The 18,265-nt window shown below is 63.6% G+C and carries 20 protein-coding genes; 14 read left to right on the forward strand and 6 right to left on the reverse strand.

Going from position 1 to position 18,265, the window contains the following annotated elements; translation table 11 throughout:
* Positions 1–31 precede the first annotated feature (31 nt).
* The 6 genes from H6X51_RS01550 (at position 32) to bfr (ending at position 4,676) form a co-directional block, all read left to right on the forward strand.
* On the forward strand, positions 32–793 hold the full coding sequence (locus H6X51_RS01550; RefSeq protein ID WP_235991200.1) for an SURF1 family protein: 762 nt from the start codon (positions 32–34) through the stop codon (positions 791–793).
* A complete protein-coding gene (locus H6X51_RS01555; protein WP_185265768.1) occupies positions 786–1,379 on the forward strand; it encodes a hypothetical protein in 594 nt (197 codons plus the stop codon). Before H6X51_RS01550 ends, H6X51_RS01555 begins: the two co-directional genes overlap by 8 nt.
* 6 nt (positions 1,380–1,385) lie before the next feature.
* Complete coding sequence (locus tag H6X51_RS01560) at positions 1,386–2,417, forward strand: COX15/CtaA family protein (protein WP_185265769.1); 1,032 nt, start codon at positions 1,386–1,388, stop codon at positions 2,415–2,417.
* A gap of 105 nt (positions 2,418–2,522) precedes the next feature.
* Entirely contained in the window at positions 2,523–3,428 is a 906-nt protein-coding gene (gene cyoE / locus H6X51_RS01565) for a heme o synthase (protein WP_185265770.1), read from the forward strand.
* Complete coding sequence (locus H6X51_RS01570) at positions 3,425–4,054, forward strand: SCO family protein (RefSeq protein ID WP_185265938.1); 630 nt, start codon at positions 3,425–3,427, stop codon at positions 4,052–4,054. The genes cyoE and H6X51_RS01570 overlap by 4 nt, the downstream gene beginning before the upstream one ends.
* 157 nt (positions 4,055–4,211) lie before the next feature.
* The gene (gene bfr, locus H6X51_RS01575) at positions 4,212–4,676 is read left to right on the forward strand and encodes a bacterioferritin (RefSeq protein WP_185265771.1); all 465 of its coding nucleotides are present in this window, start codon (positions 4,212–4,214) and stop codon (positions 4,674–4,676) included.
* A gap of 87 nt (positions 4,677–4,763) precedes the next feature.
* Here bfr and znuB read toward each other — a convergent pair whose 3' ends face one another.
* From znuB to H6X51_RS01590, 3 genes are read right to left on the reverse strand one after another with little or no spacing between them, the layout of a single operon-like run.
* Positions 4,764–5,549 (reverse strand): zinc ABC transporter permease subunit ZnuB, encoded by a 786-nt coding sequence (znuB, locus tag H6X51_RS01580; protein WP_185265772.1) that lies wholly within the window; start codon positions 5,547–5,549, stop codon positions 4,764–4,766.
* Positions 5,542–6,318 carry a zinc ABC transporter ATP-binding protein ZnuC gene (gene znuC, locus H6X51_RS01585; RefSeq protein ID WP_185265773.1) on the reverse strand — a complete coding sequence of 259 codons (777 nt, stop codon included), beginning with the start codon at positions 6,316–6,318 and terminating at the stop codon, positions 5,542–5,544. The genes znuB and znuC overlap by 8 nt, the downstream gene beginning before the upstream one ends.
* The gene (locus H6X51_RS01590; protein ID WP_185265774.1) at positions 6,315–6,809 is read right to left on the reverse strand and encodes a Fur family transcriptional regulator; all 495 of its coding nucleotides are present in this window, start codon (positions 6,807–6,809) and stop codon (positions 6,315–6,317) included. The genes znuC and H6X51_RS01590 overlap by 4 nt, the downstream gene beginning before the upstream one ends.
* A gap of 68 nt (positions 6,810–6,877) precedes the next feature.
* Between H6X51_RS01590 and znuA the strand changes: the two genes are divergently transcribed.
* Positions 6,878–7,819, forward strand: coding sequence for a zinc ABC transporter substrate-binding protein ZnuA (gene znuA / locus H6X51_RS01595; protein ID WP_185265775.1), 942 nt, complete (start codon positions 6,878–6,880; stop codon positions 7,817–7,819).
* A 262-nt stretch (positions 7,820–8,081) separates the two neighbouring features.
* Positions 8,082–9,707, forward strand: coding sequence for a methyl-accepting chemotaxis protein (locus tag H6X51_RS01600; RefSeq protein ID WP_185265939.1), 1,626 nt, complete (start codon positions 8,082–8,084; stop codon positions 9,705–9,707).
* 34 nt (positions 9,708–9,741) lie between these two features.
* Here H6X51_RS01600 and H6X51_RS01605 read toward each other — a convergent pair whose 3' ends face one another.
* Positions 9,742–10,047 carry an ArsR/SmtB family transcription factor gene (locus H6X51_RS01605; protein WP_185265776.1) on the reverse strand — a complete coding sequence of 102 codons (306 nt, stop codon included), beginning with the start codon at positions 10,045–10,047 and terminating at the stop codon, positions 9,742–9,744.
* Between the two features lie 89 nt (positions 10,048–10,136).
* Here H6X51_RS01605 and H6X51_RS01610 point away from each other — a divergent pair, with 89 nt between their 5' ends.
* Together H6X51_RS01610 and H6X51_RS01615 are read left to right on the forward strand one after the other, a co-directional pair.
* Positions 10,137–11,225: an NADH:flavin oxidoreductase/NADH oxidase gene (locus H6X51_RS01610; protein WP_185265777.1), complete on the forward strand. Its 1,089-nt coding sequence runs from the start codon at positions 10,137–10,139 to the stop codon at positions 11,223–11,225.
* A gap of 157 nt (positions 11,226–11,382) precedes the next feature.
* A complete protein-coding gene (locus H6X51_RS01615; protein WP_185265778.1) occupies positions 11,383–12,534 on the forward strand; it encodes a GGDEF domain-containing protein in 1,152 nt (383 codons plus the stop codon).
* An 8-nt stretch (positions 12,535–12,542) separates the two neighbouring features.
* On the opposite strand, the gene H6X51_RS01620 is transcribed toward H6X51_RS01615, so the two are convergent.
* Positions 12,543–13,496 carry a homoserine kinase gene (locus H6X51_RS01620; protein WP_185265779.1) on the reverse strand — a complete coding sequence of 318 codons (954 nt, stop codon included), beginning with the start codon at positions 13,494–13,496 and terminating at the stop codon, positions 12,543–12,545.
* Positions 13,497–13,505: 9 nt separating this feature from the next.
* Positions 13,506–13,793: a DUF2782 domain-containing protein gene (locus tag H6X51_RS01625; RefSeq protein WP_185265780.1), complete on the reverse strand. Its 288-nt coding sequence runs from the start codon at positions 13,791–13,793 to the stop codon at positions 13,506–13,508.
* A 76-nt stretch (positions 13,794–13,869) separates the two neighbouring features.
* On the opposite strand from H6X51_RS01625, the gene polA reads away from it, so the two are divergent.
* The 4 genes from polA (at position 13,870) to H6X51_RS01645 (ending at position 18,262) form a co-directional block, all read left to right on the forward strand.
* Positions 13,870–16,614 carry a DNA polymerase I gene (gene polA / locus H6X51_RS01630; RefSeq protein ID WP_185265781.1) on the forward strand — a complete coding sequence of 915 codons (2,745 nt, stop codon included), beginning with the start codon at positions 13,870–13,872 and terminating at the stop codon, positions 16,612–16,614.
* A 421-nt stretch (positions 16,615–17,035) separates the two neighbouring features.
* Positions 17,036–17,431, forward strand: coding sequence for a type IV pilin protein (locus H6X51_RS19995; protein WP_185265782.1), 396 nt, complete (start codon positions 17,036–17,038; stop codon positions 17,429–17,431).
* A complete protein-coding gene (locus tag H6X51_RS01640) occupies positions 17,425–17,907 on the forward strand; it encodes a pilus assembly FimT family protein (RefSeq protein ID WP_185265783.1) in 483 nt (160 codons plus the stop codon). Before H6X51_RS19995 ends, H6X51_RS01640 begins: the two co-directional genes overlap by 7 nt.
* Positions 17,885–18,262, forward strand: coding sequence for a type II secretion system protein (locus H6X51_RS01645; protein ID WP_185265784.1), 378 nt, complete (start codon positions 17,885–17,887; stop codon positions 18,260–18,262). The genes H6X51_RS01640 and H6X51_RS01645 overlap by 23 nt, the downstream gene beginning before the upstream one ends.
* The last annotated feature ends 3 nt before the right edge of the window (positions 18,263–18,265 follow it).

Consider the following 18,265-nt stretch of genomic DNA (forward strand, 5'->3'; position numbering starts at 1 on the left):
TGCAGTATAGACCTGGCCCGGAAACCGGCACATGCCCGATGGACTGACTGAGCCCATGCCACGGCAGCAGCGCTTCGCGCCCGGCTGGCCGCTGTGGCTGTTCACCCTGGCGTTGCTGCCAGGGCTGATCGGCCTGGGCTTCTGGCAGCTGGACCGTGCCGAGCAGAAACGCCAGCTGCAGGCCCTGATCGATCAACACCAGCACCAGCCGGCCGTGCCCCTGAGCGCCGTGGAGCCGTCGGCCGATATGGCCTGGCAACCCCTGTTGCTCACCGGCCGACTGGATGCCCGCCACATCTGGCTGCTGGATAACCGCACCCGCGACGGCCAGGCCGGTGTCGAGGTGCTGCAGGTATTCCATGACAGCGCCAGCGGGCGACAGCTGCTGGTCAATCGCGGCTGGCTGCGCTGGCCGGATCGTCGGCAACTGCCGGCGGTACCTACACCCGAGGGCAGTATGCAACTGCAGGTCGAAGTGCTGCCCGAGGCAAGCAGCGGCTTCACCCTGGACAGCCCGCCAGGCAGCGGCTGGCCGAAGCTGGTCGCCGCCATCGACCTGCCCGCCTTCGCCGAACAGGCCGGCGTGACGCTACAACCTTGGCTGGCGCGGCTGCGCCCGGGCAGCCAGGGCGCACTGCGCCTCGACTGGCCGCCGCTGCCAATGAGCGCCAGCAAGCATACCGGCTACGCCGTGCAATGGTTCGCCCTGGCAGCCGCCCTGCTGATACTGTTTATCTGGGCCGGCCTGCGGCCCGACACCCGGGGGAATAACGAGCATGATGAGCATGACTGAACATCCAACCGAGCGGAGCAGATCGCGCGGCCAGCTCAAGCTGCTGGCCATCGTCGCGGTGGTGGTGGGACCGATCCTGATCGCCTGGCTGATGGTGAAACTGCAGATCGGTATTCCGCAAACCCAGACCAACCATGCCTCGCTGGTCGAACCGGTACTGACGGTGCAGGACTGGCAGGTAACGCTGGAACCGCTCGGCTATGGCGCGCCCTGGCGGCTGCTGGTCACCGCCCCGGGGCAATGCGATGACGACTGCCTGGCGCTGGTACAGGAAGCGCGGCAGATCCATATCGCCACCGGCCGCGAAGCCGACCGTGTCGAGCATGTACTGGCCCTCGCCCAAGCGGCCCCCGCCGAGCTGGCCAGCCGCCTGCAGCGGGAATACCCCCAGTTGCAGCAGTTGCCACTGCAGCCGGCCCCCTATCTGCAGAGTCTCGATGCACACCCCGCCGACTGGCAACAGGGCCCGCAACTGTGGGTTATCGACCCGCTGGGCCGGGTGGTGCTGCACCGCGACCCGGGCAGCCCCGGCAAGCACCTGCTGGACGACCTGCGCCACCTGTTGAAACTGTCCAAGATAGGTTGATCGACCATGCGTAAACCCGGTTTCCTGTTTGCCGTTGGTGCCCTGCTGCTGGGCTTTGTCGTGGTAGTGCTGGGTGCCTATACCCGGTTGGTACACGCCGGGCTGGGCTGCCCGGATTGGCCCGGCTGCTATGGTTTTCTCAGCGTGCCGCGCAGCGATGCCGCCATCGAACTGGCGCAGCTGCGTTTCCCCGACGATCCAGTCGAGGCCTTCAAGGCCTGGGCGGAAATGATCCACCGCTATGCCGCCGGGCTGCTGGGCCTGGCTATCCTCGGGCTGGCGCTGTTCGCGCTGAAGCAGCGCGGTCGTGACGGCTATCCGCTGAAGCTGCCGCTGGGACTGCTGGCCCTGGTCATCTGCCAGGCGCTGTTCGGCATGTGGACAGTCACTCTCAAGCTGTGGCCGCAGGTGGTGACCGCGCACCTGCTCGGCGGCTTCGCCACCCTCAGCCTGCTGTTTCTGCTGGGCTTGCGACTGTCCGGGCGCCTACCGGCGGATGTCGGCCTGAGCGCCCTGCGCCCGCTGGCACGCGCGGTACTGGCGGTGGTCATAGTGCAGATCGCCCTCGGCGGCTGGGTCAGCAGCAACTATGCGGCGGTGGCCTGCGTCGATCTGCCGACCTGCCATGGCGAATGGTGGCCGGACATGGACTTTGCCGCCGGCTTCAACATCTTCCAGGAAATCGGTCCCAATTACCTGGGCGGCATGCTCTACGGCGAGGGCCGCACGGCGATCCACTTCACCCACCGGATAGGCGCGCTGGTGACCATCCTGGTCACCCTGCTGCTGGCCTGGCGCCTGTACCGCGCCGGCCTGACCGGCACCGCCGCGTGGCTGACGCTGGTGCTGCTGACCCAGGTCGGCCTGGGCATCACCAATGTACTGGCGCACCTGCCGCTGGCGGTGGCAGTGGCACACAACGCCGTAGGCGCCCTGTTGCTGCTGAGCATGGTGCTGGTGAACTACCAGTTGCGCCCGGCGCCCATCCGGGTGAACAGAAAGGGCACCGGTGGTGTCGGACACTGGACACCGGCCTGAGATCGGTAGCGAAGGTAACCGACTCGGCGACTGGCCAGTCGCCGAGTCATGACACATACTGGGTCAAAGCAATAACAATAAGCGCCCAAGGCGCGGGGGAAACGCATGACGACCATGACCAGAACCGCACGGGCTGTCGCCGGCTGGCGTGACTACCTGGAGCTGACCAAGCCCAAGGTAGTGGCGCTGATGATCATCACTTCGGCCATCGGCATGCTGCTATCGACGCCGGGCGCAGTGGCCTGGCAGGTGTTGCTGCTGGGTAACCTGGGCATCGCCCTGTGTGCCGGCTCGGCGGCCGCGATCAACCACGTGGTGGACCGTCGCATCGATGTGCACATGGCCCGTACCCAGCGCCGACCGCTGGCCCAGGGCCGGGTCAATCCGCTGCATGCCCTGCTCTTCGCCCTGGTTCTCGGGGTGGCCGGCATGACCATCCTGCTGCAATGGATCAACGCCCTGACCGCCTGGCTGACCCTCGGCTCGCTGCTCGGTTACGCGGTGATCTACACCTCCTTCCTCAAGCGGGCGACGCCACAGAACATCGTTATCGGCGGGCTGGCCGGTGCCGCACCACCGCTGCTCGGCTGGACTGCGGTCACCGGCCGGGTGGATGCCGAGGCGCTGCTGCTGGTGCTGATCATCTTCGCCTGGACCCCTCCGCACTTCTGGGCACTGGCGATCCATCGCAAGGCCGAATATGCCAAGGTGGCCATTCCCATGCTGCCGGTCACCCACGGCGAGCAATACACCAAGCTGCATATTCTGCTGTATACCTTTATCCTGTTCGCGGTCAGCCTGCTGCCCTATGTGATCCACATGAGCGGCACGCTGTATCTGGTCGCCGCCGTGGGGCTGGGCCTGCGCTTCATCGACTGGGCCTGGGCGCTGTACCGCGACAGCCGCAAGCATGCGGCGATCAAGACCTTCAAGTTTTCACTGTGGTACCTGCTGTGGCTGTTCGTCGCCCTGCTGGTCGATCATTATGCGGGAGCAGCCGGATGGCTTTGACGGGAGTACAGAAAACCGTTCTGGTGACGGTGGCGGCGGTGGCCCTGGTGATCGGCGTCACGGTGAACAAGATCATCCGCCCGGCGCCGCTGAATCAGGCACAGCTGGCCCAGGCCGGGGTGTTCCTGTTCGATGCGCCACGGCAGATCCCCGATATCCAACTGACCTCGGCCGAGGGCCAGGACTGGGGCAAGACGGACCTGCAGGGACAATGGAACCTGCTGTTCTTCGGCTATACCTTCTGCCCGGATATCTGCCCCACCACCATGGCCGAGCTGCGCCAGCTCACCCATGCCCTGCCCGAGAAAGACCGCGAACAGCTGCAGGTGACCATGGTCAGCGTCGATCCGAACCGCGACACCCCCGAGCAGATGAGCAGTTACCTGCAGTTCTTCGATGCCGGCTTCGCCGGCGCCACCGGCGACCCGGCGCAACTGGCCAAGCTGGCCCAGGCGCTGTCCATCGCCTATATCGAGCCGGATACCAGTGAGGCGAACTATCTGGTCGACCACAGCGGCCAGATAGTGATCGTCGACCCCCAGAGCCGTTACGTCGGCTTCATCCGCCCACCGCTGCGGCCCGCCGAGTTGAGTCAGTTGCTGCCGCGTATCATGGCCCGGCAATAAGTGATTGAGAATGGGTGTGGTTATGCTTAATGCTAGCACTTGAATACGCATAACCCATTGTAATTACTGGGATTTTACAAAAGGTTAACTGGCCATTGCAGCGGCTTTCCGGCACAATTGCCGGATTCAACCGAACCTTACTCATCGAGGTGGCGTCATGCAAGGGCATCCGGACATCGTCAATTACCTGAACGAGCTGCTGCGCGGCGAGCTCGGCGCTCGCGATCAGTACTTCCTGCACTCGCGTCTGTACGAGGACCTGGGCTACAGCAAGCTGTACGAGCGCATCAACCACGAGATGGAAGAAGAGACGCAGCACGCCGATGCCCTGCTGCGCCGCATCCTGTTCCTCGAAGGCAAGCCGGACATGCGCCCCTCACCGATCCAGCCCGGCTATACCGTGCCCGATATGCTGGCGGCCGACCTGAAACTGGAATACGAAGTGCGCGCCGCACTGGCCAAGGGTATCGCCCTGTGCGAACAGCATGGCGACTACCCAAGTCGCGACATTCTGGTCGCTCAACTCAAGGATACCGAAGAAGACCACGCCTACTGGCTGGAGAAGCAGCTCGGCCTGATCAAGATGGTCGGCCTGGAAAACTACCTGCAGGCGCAGATCTGAGCCTCAACTCCAGCTGTGGGAGCGCGGCCCGGCGCGATAGCAAGCCAGCTCATCGCGCCGAGGCGGCGCTCCCACGCACCGCTCCCGTCACTGGCGCCTTGGCGCCAGCAGCGACAGCATGAACAGCGCGGCCGCACTGACCACGATCGACGGCCCGGCCGGCGTATCCAGGTTCCACGACAGCGCCAGCCCACCGAGCACCGCCAGGCAGCCCAGGCAACTGGCGCCGAAGGCCATCTGCTCCGGGGTACGGGCGTGGCGCTGGGCCGCGGCCGGGGGGATGATCAGCAGTGAGGTGATCAGCAGCACGCCGACCACCTTCATCGCCACCGCAATGACAATCGCGATCAGTAGCATCAGTCCCAGGCGGATGCCGCTCACCGGCAGCCCTTCCACCCGCGCCAGCTCCTCGTGCACGGTCACCGACAGCAGCGGCCGCCAGAGCCAGGCCAGCAGCAGCATGACGATCACCAGCCCGCCGAGCATCCAGCCCAGGTCGGCGGAGGTGATTGCCAGCAGGTCGCCGAACAGGTAGGCCAGCAGGTCCACCCGCACGCTCTCGGTCAACGCCAGCACTACCAGCCCCAACGACAGTGTGCTGTGCGCAAGGATACCCAGCAGGGTATCGCTGGCCAGCCATTTGCGGTTCTGCATGGCCACCAGCAACACCGCCAGCAGCACGCAGCCGGCGGTCACCGCCAGCGTCAAATTGATCTGCAACAGCATGCCCAGCGCCACCCCGAGCAGCGCCGAATGCGCCAGGGTGTCGCCGAAATAGGCCATGCGTCGCCACACCACGAAGGAACCCAGCGGCCCCGCCACCAGCGCCAGGCCGAGCCCCGCCAGCAATGCGTAAAGAAGAAAGTCAGGCATGGTTGCAGGAAGATCCGTCCGGGTGGTGATGGGCAGCCTCGACGATTTCGCCGTGCATGTCGTGGCTGTGGTCGTGATGGTGGTTGTAGACCGCCAGGGCGCTGGCCTGCTCGCCGAACAGGGCGACGAACGCCGGATCGGCGCTGACCTGCTCCGGCCGACCGGAGCAGCACACGTGACGGTTGAGACAGACCACGGTATTGGTGGTGGCCATCACCAGGTGCAGGTCATGCGAGACCATCAGCACCCCGCAGCCGTAGCGGTCGCGCAGGCGGGTGATCAGTTGGTACAGCTCGATCTGGCCATTGACATCCACCCCCTGTACCGGCTCGTCCAGCACCAGCAGGTCCGGCTGGCGCAGCAGCGCCCGGGCCAGCAGAATGCGCTGCAACTCGCCGCCGGAAACCTGTTGCAGCGGCCGCTGCGCCAGATGCTCGGCACCCACCTCGCCCAGCGCCTGCAGCGCGGCGGCGCGCTTGACCCCCGGCGCCAGCAGCAGGAAACGCAGCACGGTCAGCGGCAGCGTGGCATCGACCTGCAGCTTCTGCGGCATGTAGCCGATGCGCAGCCGCGGCTGGCGCTGGACCTCGCCGCTGTCGGCCTTGAGCAGACCGAGCACGATGCGCACCAGACTGGTCTTGCCAGCGCCGTTGGGGCCGATCAGCGTGACGATTTCGCCGCGCCGCACCTGCAGCGTGATGTCCTCGAGGATGGCGTTGCCATGCCGGCGCAGGCCGACCTGGCTCAGGCTGAGCAGGGTGTCGCTCATGCCGCCTCCTGGCAGTGGGCGCACAGGCCGGCAATCTCCACGGTTTCCGACTCCACCGCAAAGCCCATGCGCTGCGCGACCTCGGCGATCGCCGGGTGGATCAGCGTCTGCTCCAGTTCGATCGCCACCCGGCAGTTACGGCAGATCAGGAAGTGCCCCTGGTGGGTATGCTCCGGGCTGGCACAACCGATGAAGGCATTCAGCGAGGCGATGCGATGCACCAGCCCATGCTCCTGGAGAAAATCCAGCGCGCGGTACACGGTCGGCGGCGCCGGACGGCGGTCATCCTCGCGCGCCAGGGTATCCAGCAGATCATAGGCACCCAGCGGCCGGTGGCTCTGCCAGACCAGCTCCAGTACGCGCTTGCGCAGGGCGGTAAGCCGCGCCCCGGCACGCTCGCAGACCTGTTCGGCAGCAGCCAGCGCATCGCTGACGCATTGGCTGTGGTCGTGCGGGCAATGGGGATCTTCCAGCGAAACGGATGTATTCATGCTGACCCTATAGCGGTTTTGTCGATGGCTGTTATCATATAACAATTCCCTGCCCCGAGGTATTATCGATGTTCCTGCGTTTCCTGCTTGTCCTGGCCTGCGGGCTTGGCCTGCCCTTTTCCGTCGCCGCGGCCCAGCCCAGCGTACTGACCACGATCAAGCCGCTGCAACTGATCGCCGCGGCGGTACTGGATGGTGTCGCCGAGCCCGAGGTGCTGCTGCCACCGGTCGCCTCACCGCATAACTACGCCCTGCGGCCCTCCGACCGGCGCCAGATTGCCGCCGCCGATCGGCTGTACTGGGTGGGACCGGAACTGGAGCGCTTCCTGCAGCGGCTGCTCGACGACCAGCCCACTGCCCGGCGCCTGGACCAGATTCCCGGCCTGACCCTGCGCTACTTCGGCGACCACGACCATGACCATGACCATGACCATGACCATGACCACCAGCATGATGCCCATGATCACCACGACCATGACCATGCCCCCGGCACCCTCGATGCGCACCTCTGGCTGTCGCCCGCCAACGCCCAGCGCATCGCCCGCTGGATGGCCGAGGACCTGACGCAATTGTATCCCCAGCACGGCGAGCGCCTGCAACACAATGCCAGTCAGTTCGGCCAGCGTCTCGACCAGTTGCACTCCCGCCTGCAGCAGCGCCTGCAGCCGCTGGCCGACAAGCCCTATTTCGTGTTTCACGACGCCTATGGCTACCTGGAAGACAGCGTTGGCATCCACCCGCGCGGCGTCTTCACCCTGTCGACGGAAGTCCAGCCCGGCGCCCGGCACACCCAGGCCCTGCGTCAGCAACTGACCGCCGCTGGCCCCAGCTGCGTATTCCGCGAACCGCAGTTTCCCGCCGACCGTATCGCCACACTCAGTGCCGGGCTGCCGGTGCACAGCGCCGAACTCGACCCGCTGGGCGTCGCCGTCACACCAGGACCAGATGGTTACGAGCAGTTGCTGGAGACCCTGGGCACAACGCTGGCCGAATGCCTGGAACAACTCTGACCTCCCCGCTCACCACCGTGTTCACATAAACCGTCATCTTGCCGAAACCATGGGTTCTCAGCCTGCACCGAGAATGCGGTGTAGAGAGTGAAGAAGTGCGGCCTGCCGCACTTTCCTCGGCCACTCAGCTCTCCCGGAAAGGCCGATATAGACCGGCAGCCACCCTTAACAACGGCTATGCTTGGATCCTATGGCCATAAGCCATCCAGACAAGGGATCGCTTTCCGGTGAAGTTTCCATTGAACAGGTGAAGATGGACATGATGAATCTGCGTAATATTTCTATCGCCACCCGGCTGGCTGGCGGATTTCTGGCCATGGCCATCGTGGTCCTGCTGCTGGGCGTCATGTCCTTCCGGGAAACCGACAACATCCATGAGCAGACCCAGGAAATCGAGACGCTGTGGGTGCCGAGCCTGCGCGAACTGGCGAGCATCAATCAGGACTTCATGCGCTACCGGATCTTCACCCTGCGCTCGGTACTGAGCGACAGCACCCAGGATATCCAGCTGCAACGCCAACGCATGTCCACGCTGGCACAGAGCCTCGGCGAAACGGAAAGCGCCTATGCGGCGATCGTCATCGATCCGGCCATGCAGCGCGCCTTCGAGGAGTTCCGGGCGCAGCGTCAACGCTACATGTCCGCTGCTGGCGAGTTGGCCAGCGAGCTGGATGTCGGCAACCGCGAGACTGCGCTGCAGATGCTCGATGGGCAGCTCAACCCGATCGCCGACGCCGCCACGGCCCAGCTGATCCGGCTCGAGGAACTGATCGTCGCCGGCGCCGATGCCGCCGCCGAACGAGCGGCGCACAGCTACCGCTCCGCCATCCGCCAGATAGTCATCGCCATCGTCGTCGCCATTGCCCTGACCCTGCTGCTGGCCTGGCTGCTGACCCGCAGCATCATAGTGCCGATCCGCCAGGCGGTGCGGGCCAGCGAGGTGATCGCCACTGGCGATCTGACCCACCCCATAGCCGCGGACGGTCGGGATGAAGCGGCCCGTCTGCTGCGCGCCCTGGCAAGCATGCAGGCTCAGCTGAGCGACACCATCCAGGGCATCGCCAACTCCTCGTCCCAACTGGCCTCCGCCGCCGAAGAGTTGAACGCGGTGACCGAGGATGCGACCCGCAGCCTGCAGCGGCAGAACGATGAAATCCAGCAGGCCGCCACCGCGGTGAACGAAATGAGCGCCGCCGTGGAGGAGGTTGCCAGCAATGCGGTGCACACCTCGGAGCAATCGCAGAGCACCACTGCCAGCGCCAACCAGGGGCGCGAGCAGATCAGCCAGACCCTGCTCAGCATGGAGCAGTTGTCCAACACCATCCACTCCACCGCCGATGAAGTCCAGGCGCTGGCCTCGCAGGCCCAGCATATCAGCGGCGTGCTGGATGTGATCCGTGCGGTCGCCGAGCAGACCAACCTGCTGGCATTGAACGCAGCCATCGAGGCCGCCCGCGCCGGCGATCACGGTCGAGGCTTCGCGGTGGTCGCCGACGAGGTCCGCGCCCTGGCGCACCGCACCCAGCAGTCGACCAAGGAAATCGAGGAGATGATCAGCAATATCCAGCAGGGCACCGAACGCACCGTGGCCGCCATGCAGATCAGCGACACCATGGCCAACAGCACCCAGCAGCAATCACAGATGGCCGGCGAGGCCTTCGCCCTGGTGTCCAGCGCGGTCGGCCAGATCAATGAGCGCAACCTGGTGATCGCCAGCGCCGCCGAGGAGCAGGCGCAGGTGGCCCAGGAAGTGGACCGCAACCTGGTGAACATCCGCGACCTGTCGACCCAGTCGGCCGCCGGCGCCGAGCAGACCAGTGCCGCCAGCCGCGAACTGTCGCGCCTGGCAGTGGAACTCAATGAACTGATCACCCGCTTCAAGACCTGATGCGCCGCCCGCTGGACTGACGCGACAGGCCGGCTCAGGCGTCGGTGTTGTCCAGGATCGCCTGCAGCAGCCCCGGGAAGCGACTTTCCAGATCCGCGCGGCGCAGCGAGTTCATGTGCGTGGTGCCCACGCCGTAGGTACACACCAACCCCGAGTCGCGCAGCACACGGAAATGGTGCGACATGCTCGACTTGGGCCGCCCGCCATCCAGTTCGCCGCAGCTGGCCTCGGCCACCTGCGCCAGATGCCGGACGATCTCCAGGCGTACCGGATCGCTGAGCGCATACAGCACGCGCTCCAATACGAAATCGTCAGGGTGGGGGTGTTTGAAGGGTCTCATGGGTCTGGATTCTACACAGGGGTTTACCTTTGATCCATTGTTCGAATATTATCGAACAACTGAAATACACCTTCACAGGAAAATCACCCATGTCTGCCCTGTTCCAACCCTTCACCCTCAAGGACATCACCCTCCGCAACCGGATTGCCGTACCGCCCATGTGTCAGTACTCGGCCGTCGATGGCCGGGTGAACGACTGGCATCAGCTCAACTATGGCGGCATGGCCCGGGGTGGCGCCGGCCTGGTCATCGTCGAGGCAACCGCTGTGGCACCGGAGGGCCGCATCAGCCCGGATTGCGCCGGCATCTGGAATGACGACCTGGCCCAGGCCTTCATTCCCACGGTGCGCGCGATCAAGCAACACGGTGCGGTGCCTGGCATCCAGATCGCCCATGCCGGGCGCAAGGCCAACGCCAACCGCCCCTGGGATGGCGACGACCATATCGCCGAGGACGATCCGCGCTACTGGCAGACCATTGCGCCCTCGGCCATCGCCTTCGGCAACAACCTGCCCAGGGAGCCCCGGGAAATGACCCTGGAGGATATCGCCCGGGTACGCGATGATTTCGTCGCCGCCGCCAGGCGCGCCCATGAGGTCGGCTTCGAGTGGCTGGAGCTGCACTTCGCCCACGGCTACCTGGCGCAGAGCTTCTTCTCCGAGCATTCCAACCAGCGCACCGACGCCTATGGTGGCAACTATGAGAACCGCAGCCGCTTCATCCGCGAGACCTTCGCCGCAGTACGCGAGGTGTGGCCAGCGCACCTGCCGCTGACCATCCGCTTCGGCGTACTGGAGTTCGACGGCAATGACGAGCAGACCCTGAGCGACTCCATCGACCTGACCCGGCGCCTGAAGGATGCCGGCCTGGACATGATCAGCGTCAGCATCGGTTTCAATACCCCCGAGGCGCAGATTCCCTGGGCACCTGCCTTCATGGGTCCGATTGCCGAGCGGGTACGCCGCGAAGCGGACATTCCGGTATCGTCCGCCTGGGGCTTCGGCGAGCCGCATATCGCAGAAAAGGCCGTACGGGATGGCCAGCTTGATCTGGTGATGGTCGGCAAGGCACACCTGGCCAACCCGCACTGGGCCTATCAGGCCGCTCGCGAGCTGAAGGTAGACCAGGCCTCCTGGACCCTGCCGGCGCCCTATGCCCACTGGCTGGCGCGTTATTGAGCAAACAGCTGCTCACCCGCTCGAAGGCCGGCACCACCGGCCTTCGTCGTTTGCCACAGCGGTAAAATTCCGACCGATAAACGCATGATGTTTGCCCTGGCTGATGCCATACTTTAGCCATTATCGAGCAGGGCGGCCCGAGGTATCCTGATCCATCATGCAAATCCACATACCCACCATGTTCCTGATGGTGATCGTCGTCAGCCTGACCATGGCCAGCTGCACTGCGGCGCTGTGGCGGCGTGACCAGCCCGAAGGCCTCGGTTACTGGACACTGGCACTGACCCTGCACGGCATCACCTTCATTCTCTACAGCCTGCGTGGGGTGGCGCCCGATCTGCTCACCGTGGTCGTGGCCAATCTGCTGCTGGTCTCGGTGTTCACGCTGTTCTGCGAGGCCATGCTGCAGTTCCAGCAGCAGCGCATGCAGCGCCTGTGGCTGTGGTGGCCGGTGCTGGTGGTGGCTCCGACGCTGATGCTGCTGCCCGATTCCCAGTCGGGGCGCGTGGTAGTGGTGGCCATTCTCAGTACCTATCAGACCGCCCTGCTGCTGGCGATCATGCTCCGCTACCGCCGGCAGACCGTCGGCCGCGGGCAGTATTTCGTCATGGCGGCGGCGCTGCTGGGCATCGCCACCATGTCCTTCCGCGCCGTAGGGACCGCGCTGGGCATGGCACCGATGCTGCAGATCACCAGCACCACCCCCATCCAGACGCTGACCTACCTGGTTTCCTGCATGGGCATGCTGCTTGCCAGCATGGGCCTGGTACTGATGACCAAGGAGCGTACCGATGCGCAGAACCGTACCCTGGCGATGCATGACGAGCTGACCGGCCTGCCCAACCGCCGCTACTCGATGGAGGTACTGACCCGACTGCTGGCGGCGCTCAGCCGCGGTGGCCAGCCGTTGAGCCTGTTGATGCTGGACATCGACCATTTCAAGCGCATCAACGACAACCACGGCCACCTGGTCGGCGACCACTCACTGCAACAGCTGGCCGCCACCCTGCGCACGCGCCTGCGCACCCAGGATCATGCCGGTCGCCTGGGCGGTGAAGAGTTTCTGGTGATACTGCCCAACACCACTGCCGCCGGAGCACGGGAACTGGCCGAAACCCTGCGCCGCAGCGTGGAGCAGCTCGGTACCGACGGGCAGGGCCACGCCCCGCTGAACATGACCATCAGCATCGGGGTCTGCACCCTGCAGCCCAGGACCCGCCTCAGCCCACCGGAGGCCATGGAGCTGGCCGACCAGGCGCTGTACCGAGCCAAGCAGAACGGTCGCAACCGGGTCGAGGCTGCAGCCTGAAGGGCGTACTACAGCGCCAGTGGCAAACCCAGGCTCACATCCCGGTGCCACTCCAGCAGCCGCTGGAAGTGCGCCGGGTCCTTGATCAGTACACCGTCGTGTTCGGCATGCCGTTCGACAGCCAACTGGCGTGACAGCCAGAAGCGCAGGGCGGCCAGGCGCAGCAGGTCAGGCCAGTGCTCCGCTTCCAGCGGTGTGAAGCGGCGCTGGCTGGCATAACCGGCCAACAGCGCCTCGGCACGCCGGGCGTCGAGCCCACCGCCATCAGCCAGGCACCAGTCGTTGACGCAGATGGCCACGTCGTACAGCGCCCAACCACTGAAGGCATTGTAGAAATCGATCAGGCCGGAGAGGTGATGACCATCGAACAGTACGTTGTCACGGAACAGGTCGCCATGCAGCAGCGCTTCGGGCAAGGCCGGCCGCTGCCGGCGCAGACGCTCCAGCACCGGCAGCATGGACTGCAACAATTGCCGGCTGCCCGGTTCGCTGCGCGCCAGCAGCCTTTGCGCCTCGCTGCTCATCCATTCCAGTCCACGGTCACTGCGCCGCTGCAGTCCACTGTCCGCGGTAGCCAGGTGCAACCGCGCCAGCACCTGCCCGAGCGCCTGGCAATGACTGCTGTCGGCCTGCTCGACATGCCGACCCGGCAGCCGCGGCTGCAGCAGAGCAGGGCGCTGGTTGAGCTGCTGCAGCGCCTGGCCATTGCGATCACGGATGGCATAGGGCACCGGCAGGCCGGCCTGCTGCAACCGGTCGAGCAGCTCGATGAGAAACGGCAACTCGGCGACCGGGCCCCGCTCGATCAGCGTCAGCACGTACTCGCCCCGCTCGGTGGCGACGAAGAAATTGCTGTTCTCGGTGCCGCCGGCGATGCCACTGTAGTCGACCAGCCGTCCCAGCTCGAAGCCCTCGAGAAAGGCCTCCAGCTGTGCCCGGTCGACCGGGGTGAACACCGACATGTCAGTCTCCTACCACTCGAAGATCTTCCATGACGGAATGCGCAGCCCATTGGGTTGGTCGGAGCGGGCGAAGTTGCCATCATCGTCCACCGCCACCAGGAAGTAGGGCGCGCCGTGCTTCGGGGTGATCTTGATGGCGTACAGGAAGCCATTGAGGCGATATTCCTCGACGGTCCGATCACCCTCCTGGCGGATGGTCACTTCCGGCTCGCCGGTCAGCGGCTCTTCCTGCGCCAGCACAGTGAAACTGGCAACCAATATCAGTGCAGCCAACCCGCGGCCTATCATGCGTGTCATGTTAACCTTGTCCTTTAGTGGAATGACGATAACCTCATTCTAGCCTCTTTTATTCCTGGAAACGCTGACCTGACGCATGACTGACTCTATCGCCCCGCTGATCCTCGTTGATGGCTCTTCCTATCTGTACCGGGCCTTCCACGCGCTGCCGCCGCTGACCACCTCCACCGGCGCCCCCACCGGCGCGGTCAAGGGCGTACTCAACATGCTCAAGAGCCTGCGCAAACAGTACCCGGATAGCCCGTTCGCGGTGGTCTTCGACGCCAAGGGGCCGACCTTCCGCGATGCGCTGTTCGAGGACTACAAGTCGCACCGTCCGCCCATGCCCGATGACCTGCGCGCCCAGATCGAGCCACTGCACGCCTGCGTGAAGGCGTTGGGATTGCCGCTATTGTGCGTCGATGGCGTCGAGGCCGATGACGTGATCGGCACCCTGGCCCGGCACAGTGCCGCCGCCGGCTGCCCGGTGGTGATCTCCACCGGTGACAAGGACATGGCACAACTGGTCGATGGGCACATTACCCTGGTCAACACCATGACCGGCACGGTGATGGACGAAGACGGGGTGCGCGAGAAGTTCGGCATCGGCCCGGAGCTGATCATCGACTTCCTGGCACTGATGGGCGACAAGGTGGACAACATCCCCGGCGTGCCCGGCGTCGGTGAGAAGACCGCACTGGGCCTGCTGACCGGCCTGGGCGGCGGCATGGACGTGATCTATGCCAACCTGGACAAGATCCCGGAGCTGCCGATTCGCGGTGCCAAGAAGCTCCCGGAGAAGTTGCTGGAACACAAGGACATGGCCTATCTGTCCCACGAACTGGCGACCATCAAGGTGGATGTCGAGCTGGAGGTGAAGGTCGATGCGCTGATGCCGACGACAGCCGACCGCGACGCCCTGATCGAACTGTACCGTACCCTCGAATTCAAGGCCTGGCTGGACGAGTTGCTACGCGAAGCCAAGGCCGCCGGGGATGCAGTGGAAGCACCGGGGCAGGCAGTCAGCGTCGAAGCCCAGTACGAAACCATCCTCGACCAGGCCCGCCTGGACCACTGGCTGCAGCGCCTGCGCGACGCCCCGCTGTTCGCCTTCGATACCGAGACCACCAGTATCTACGCGCAACAGGCCGAGCTGGTCGGCGTATCCTTCGCCGTCGAGCCGCACCAGGCGGCCTATGTACCGCTGGCGCACAGCTACATGGGCGTGCCCGAACAGCTCGACCGCGACCAGGTGCTGGCGGCGCTCAAGCCGCTACTGGAAGATCCGCACAAACCCAAGATCGCCCAGCACGCCAAGTACGACATGAACGTGCTGGCGCACTACGGCATCCAGGTGCAGGGCGTGGCCTTTGATACCATGCTCGAATCCTATGTGCTGGACTCCACCGCCACCCGCCACGATATGGACAGCCTGGCGCTGAAATACCTGGGCACCGGGACCGTGCGCTTCGAAGATATCGCCGGCAAGGGCGCGAAACAGCTGACCTTCGACCAGATCGCCCTGGAACAGGCCGGTCCCTACGCTGCCGAAGACGCCGACCTGACCCTGCGCCTGCACCAGACCCTGTGGCAGAAACTGCAGGGCATTACGTCCTTGGCCAAGGTACTGGAACAGATCGAGATGCCGCTGGTGCCGGTGCTGGCGCGTATTGAGCGCAGCGGCGCACTGGTCGATGCCAAGTTGCTGGGTATCCAGAGCCGCGAGCTGGGCGACAAGATGACCGCCCTGGAGCGCCAGGCCTTCGAGCTGGCCGGCGAGGAATTCAACCTCGGCTCGCCGAAGCAGCTGTGCGCCATTCTCTATGAAAAGCAGGGATTGCCGGTGATTGCCAAGACCGCCAAGGGTCAGCCGTCCACAGCGGAATCGGTGCTTGCCGAACTGGCCGACCAGGGCTATGAGCTGCCCCAGGTGATCATGCAGTACCGCACGGTGAGCAAGCTCAAGAGCACCTATACCGACCGCCTGCCGGAACAGATCAACCCGCGTACCGGGCGCATCCACACCAGTTATCACCAGGCGGTGACTGCCACTGGCCGGCTGTCCTCCTCCGACCCGAACCTGCAGAACATCCCGATCCGCAGCGCCGAGGGCCGGCGTATCCGCCAAGCCTTCATCGCGCCGCCCGGCTACAAGATCATGGCCGCAGACTATTCGCAGATCGAACTGCGCATCATGGCCCACCTGGCGCAGGATGAGGGGTTGCTGGAGGCCTTCCGCAAGGGCCTGGACGTACACCGGGCCACCGCGGCCGAGGTGTTCGGCGTGGCCCTGGACGAGGTCAGCAACGACCAGCGGCGCAGCGCCAAGGCGATCAACTTCGGGCTGATCTACGGCATGAGCGCCTTCGGCCTGGCCAAGCAGATCGGCGTCGACCGCAAGCAGTCCCAGGACTATATCGACCGTTACTTCACCCGCTACCCGGGGGTGTTGCGCTACATGGAGGACACCCGTGCCCAGGCAGCGGAAAAGGGCTTCGTCGAAACCCTGTTCGGCCGGCGCCTGTACCTGCCGGAGATCCACTCGAAGAACCAGGCTATGCGCAAGGGCGCCGAGCGCACCGCGATCAACGCGCCGATGCAGGGCACCGCGGCTGATATCATCAAGCGCGCCATGATCGAGGTTGATCGGTGGTTGCAGAGCTCTGGGTTGGATGCTCGGGTGGTCATGCAGGTGCACGACGAACTGGTACTGGAGGTCCGCGAGGATCTGCTCGATCAGGTCAGTGCCGGCCTGTGCGAGCGCATGAGTGCCGCGGCTGAGCTGGATGTGCCGTTGCTGGTCGAAACCGGCGTCGGCGACAACTGGGACGAAGCTCATTGAGCGGCGCGAAAGAATTTTCAGCGGCCGGGGAACTTCCCCGGAAACCGCCCGGTCAGAGACTATGAATGGCCAGTCAAGCCCTTCATGCTCCTTAGATGTGATTTAGTGTTGGCAGAATACCGGGCATCCCTTTCCTAGCACAGCCCGGTTGTTGAACCCCGAACCTTCCCTCCCCATAGAAGTTCGGGGTTTTTTTTGCCCGTTATTCGGCAGCGTCTGGCGGAGCCATTCCCCATGTATCTGGCCACTCAAGAAAATATATCGAGCATAAATTTTTCAGCGAGATCATTTTGCCAGTACCTAAATGGTTGAATTTATGTTCAACTTGATTTTTAATGCTGATGTTAGTAGTCAGACCGGCTAATGGATACCCACAAAAGCTAGGTCTTGTTAGCGCAGATTTCTGCCAAGGATTAGGGTGATGGAACGCAAAGGTTCGAAGCAGAGAGGCTTCACGTTGATGGAGCTGTTAATTGTTTTGGTGGTGATAGGTATTCTGGCGGCCGTCGCTCTGCCTTCCTATCGGGACTATGTGAAAAAAAGCCGAGCTCGTGCTGCGACGGCTGATCTGGTAGCCCTCGCGGCGGCCGTTGAGAATCATTTCCAGCGGAATTTGACATACCCTACCGATCTGACTGCTATCAACACTTGGCAACCAGCACATGACGATTTTTTTAATTACCAATACTCGGCTGATAACACCTACACGCTGAAGGCGAGTGGTAAAAGCGCCATGGCTGGATGCGATCTCACGTTGGCGCACGACAATACTCGCACAGCCAGTTCGGAATCCGCTTGCGGATTCGGATCATGGTAACCGTGGGCCGCGTTGTACGCGGTTTCACGCTGATTGAGATAATGATCACCCTGCTCATTATTGGAGTGCTCGCGCTGGTCGCAGGGCCTTTTACGATCAATTGGTTGCACCTATCCGATATACAACGAGCCAAGGGGCAACTCATCGAGACTCACGGGATAGCCAAGGCTGCTGCCTTACGTAATTCTGAAGCCTTATTCAATGATGACCCAGACAACCCGGTAGCAGTGACGGCTATTCGTCTGGACGTTGGTAGTAAACAACTCACTGTAGTCAAATGTTCAAGTGATGGAACCTGCAACGAGTCTCCATTCTGGAGTGAGCAACTGCCCGCCGATGTCAAACTGATATTTGACGATGACGTCACCAATGTTGAAGTTAAGCTGGACAATACTGGCAGGCTTCTGGGAAATAAAAGCTGGCTAGGCTACCAGATAAGCAAGGGGGGGCAGAGTGAAGAAGGCGGGCTTTATTAGACAGGCGCAGCGGGGATTTTCTCTAATCGAAGCAATGGTCAGCATTGTGCTGGTGGCCATTCTTGGTTTAGGCATGACCTATGCCGCCTCCCGAGTCTTGCAGGTACAGCGTTTTGCTACAACGCAGAGCTTGGCCGTAATACAGATGCGCGAGTATCTGCAGACCGGTGAGCAGCCAGAAGTAGAGGCAGCTCAAAAAACTGCATATATTATTGATTCCTCCCAATCTGGCGACGTTGCCATTAGCATCTCTGGCGCTCAAAGAAATATTTCTCTGTTCATCCGCTCACGCTCACTGGAAGTATCCAGTACCGAGCTGTTCAGCGGTGACGGCACGATGTCCATCGCCTACTAATCA

The sequence above is a fragment of the Halopseudomonas xiamenensis genome, from assembly GCF_014219065.1.
Lineage (GTDB): Bacteria > Pseudomonadota > Gammaproteobacteria > Pseudomonadales > Pseudomonadaceae > Halopseudomonas > Halopseudomonas xiamenensis.

Bases quoted from the DNA above. Each gene is read 5' to 3' on its own strand.
- H6X51_RS01625 (WP_185265780.1), bottom strand. From the start codon at position 13,793: ATGACACGCATGATAGGCCGCGGGTTGGCTGCACTGATATTGGTTGCC.
- bfr (WP_185265771.1), top strand. From the start codon at position 4,212: ATGCAAGGGCATCCGGACATCGTCAATTACCTGAACGAGCTGCTGCGC.
- polA (WP_185265781.1), top strand. From the start codon at position 13,870: ATGACTGACTCTATCGCCCCGCTGATCCTCGTTGATGGCTCTTCCTAT.
- H6X51_RS01615 (WP_185265778.1), top strand. From the start codon at position 11,383: ATGCAAATCCACATACCCACCATGTTCCTGATGGTGATCGTCGTCAGC.
- H6X51_RS01550 (WP_235991200.1), top strand. From the start codon at position 32: ATGCCCGATGGACTGACTGAGCCCATGCCACGGCAGCAGCGCTTCGCG.
- znuC (WP_185265773.1), bottom strand. From the start codon at position 6,318: ATGAGCGACACCCTGCTCAGCCTGAGCCAGGTCGGCCTGCGCCGGCAT.
- H6X51_RS01605 (WP_185265776.1), bottom strand. From the start codon at position 10,047: ATGAGACCCTTCAAACACCCCCACCCTGACGATTTCGTATTGGAGCGC.
- cyoE (WP_185265770.1), top strand. From the start codon at position 2,523: ATGACGACCATGACCAGAACCGCACGGGCTGTCGCCGGCTGGCGTGAC.
- H6X51_RS01555 (WP_185265768.1), top strand. From the start codon at position 786: ATGACTGAACATCCAACCGAGCGGAGCAGATCGCGCGGCCAGCTCAAG.
- H6X51_RS01590 (WP_185265774.1), bottom strand. From the start codon at position 6,809: ATGAATACATCCGTTTCGCTGGAAGATCCCCATTGCCCGCACGACCAC.
- H6X51_RS01620 (WP_185265779.1), bottom strand. From the start codon at position 13,496: ATGTCGGTGTTCACCCCGGTCGACCGGGCACAGCTGGAGGCCTTTCTC.
- znuB (WP_185265772.1), bottom strand. From the start codon at position 5,549: ATGCCTGACTTTCTTCTTTACGCATTGCTGGCGGGGCTCGGCCTGGCG.
- H6X51_RS01600 (WP_185265939.1), top strand. From the start codon at position 8,082: ATGAATCTGCGTAATATTTCTATCGCCACCCGGCTGGCTGGCGGATTT.
- H6X51_RS01640 (WP_185265783.1), top strand. From the start codon at position 17,425: ATGGTAACCGTGGGCCGCGTTGTACGCGGTTTCACGCTGATTGAGATA.
- znuA (WP_185265775.1), top strand. From the start codon at position 6,878: ATGTTCCTGCGTTTCCTGCTTGTCCTGGCCTGCGGGCTTGGCCTGCCC.
- H6X51_RS01610 (WP_185265777.1), top strand. From the start codon at position 10,137: ATGTCTGCCCTGTTCCAACCCTTCACCCTCAAGGACATCACCCTCCGC.
- H6X51_RS01560 (WP_185265769.1), top strand. From the start codon at position 1,386: ATGCGTAAACCCGGTTTCCTGTTTGCCGTTGGTGCCCTGCTGCTGGGC.
- H6X51_RS19995 (WP_185265782.1), top strand. From the start codon at position 17,036: ATGGAACGCAAAGGTTCGAAGCAGAGAGGCTTCACGTTGATGGAGCTG.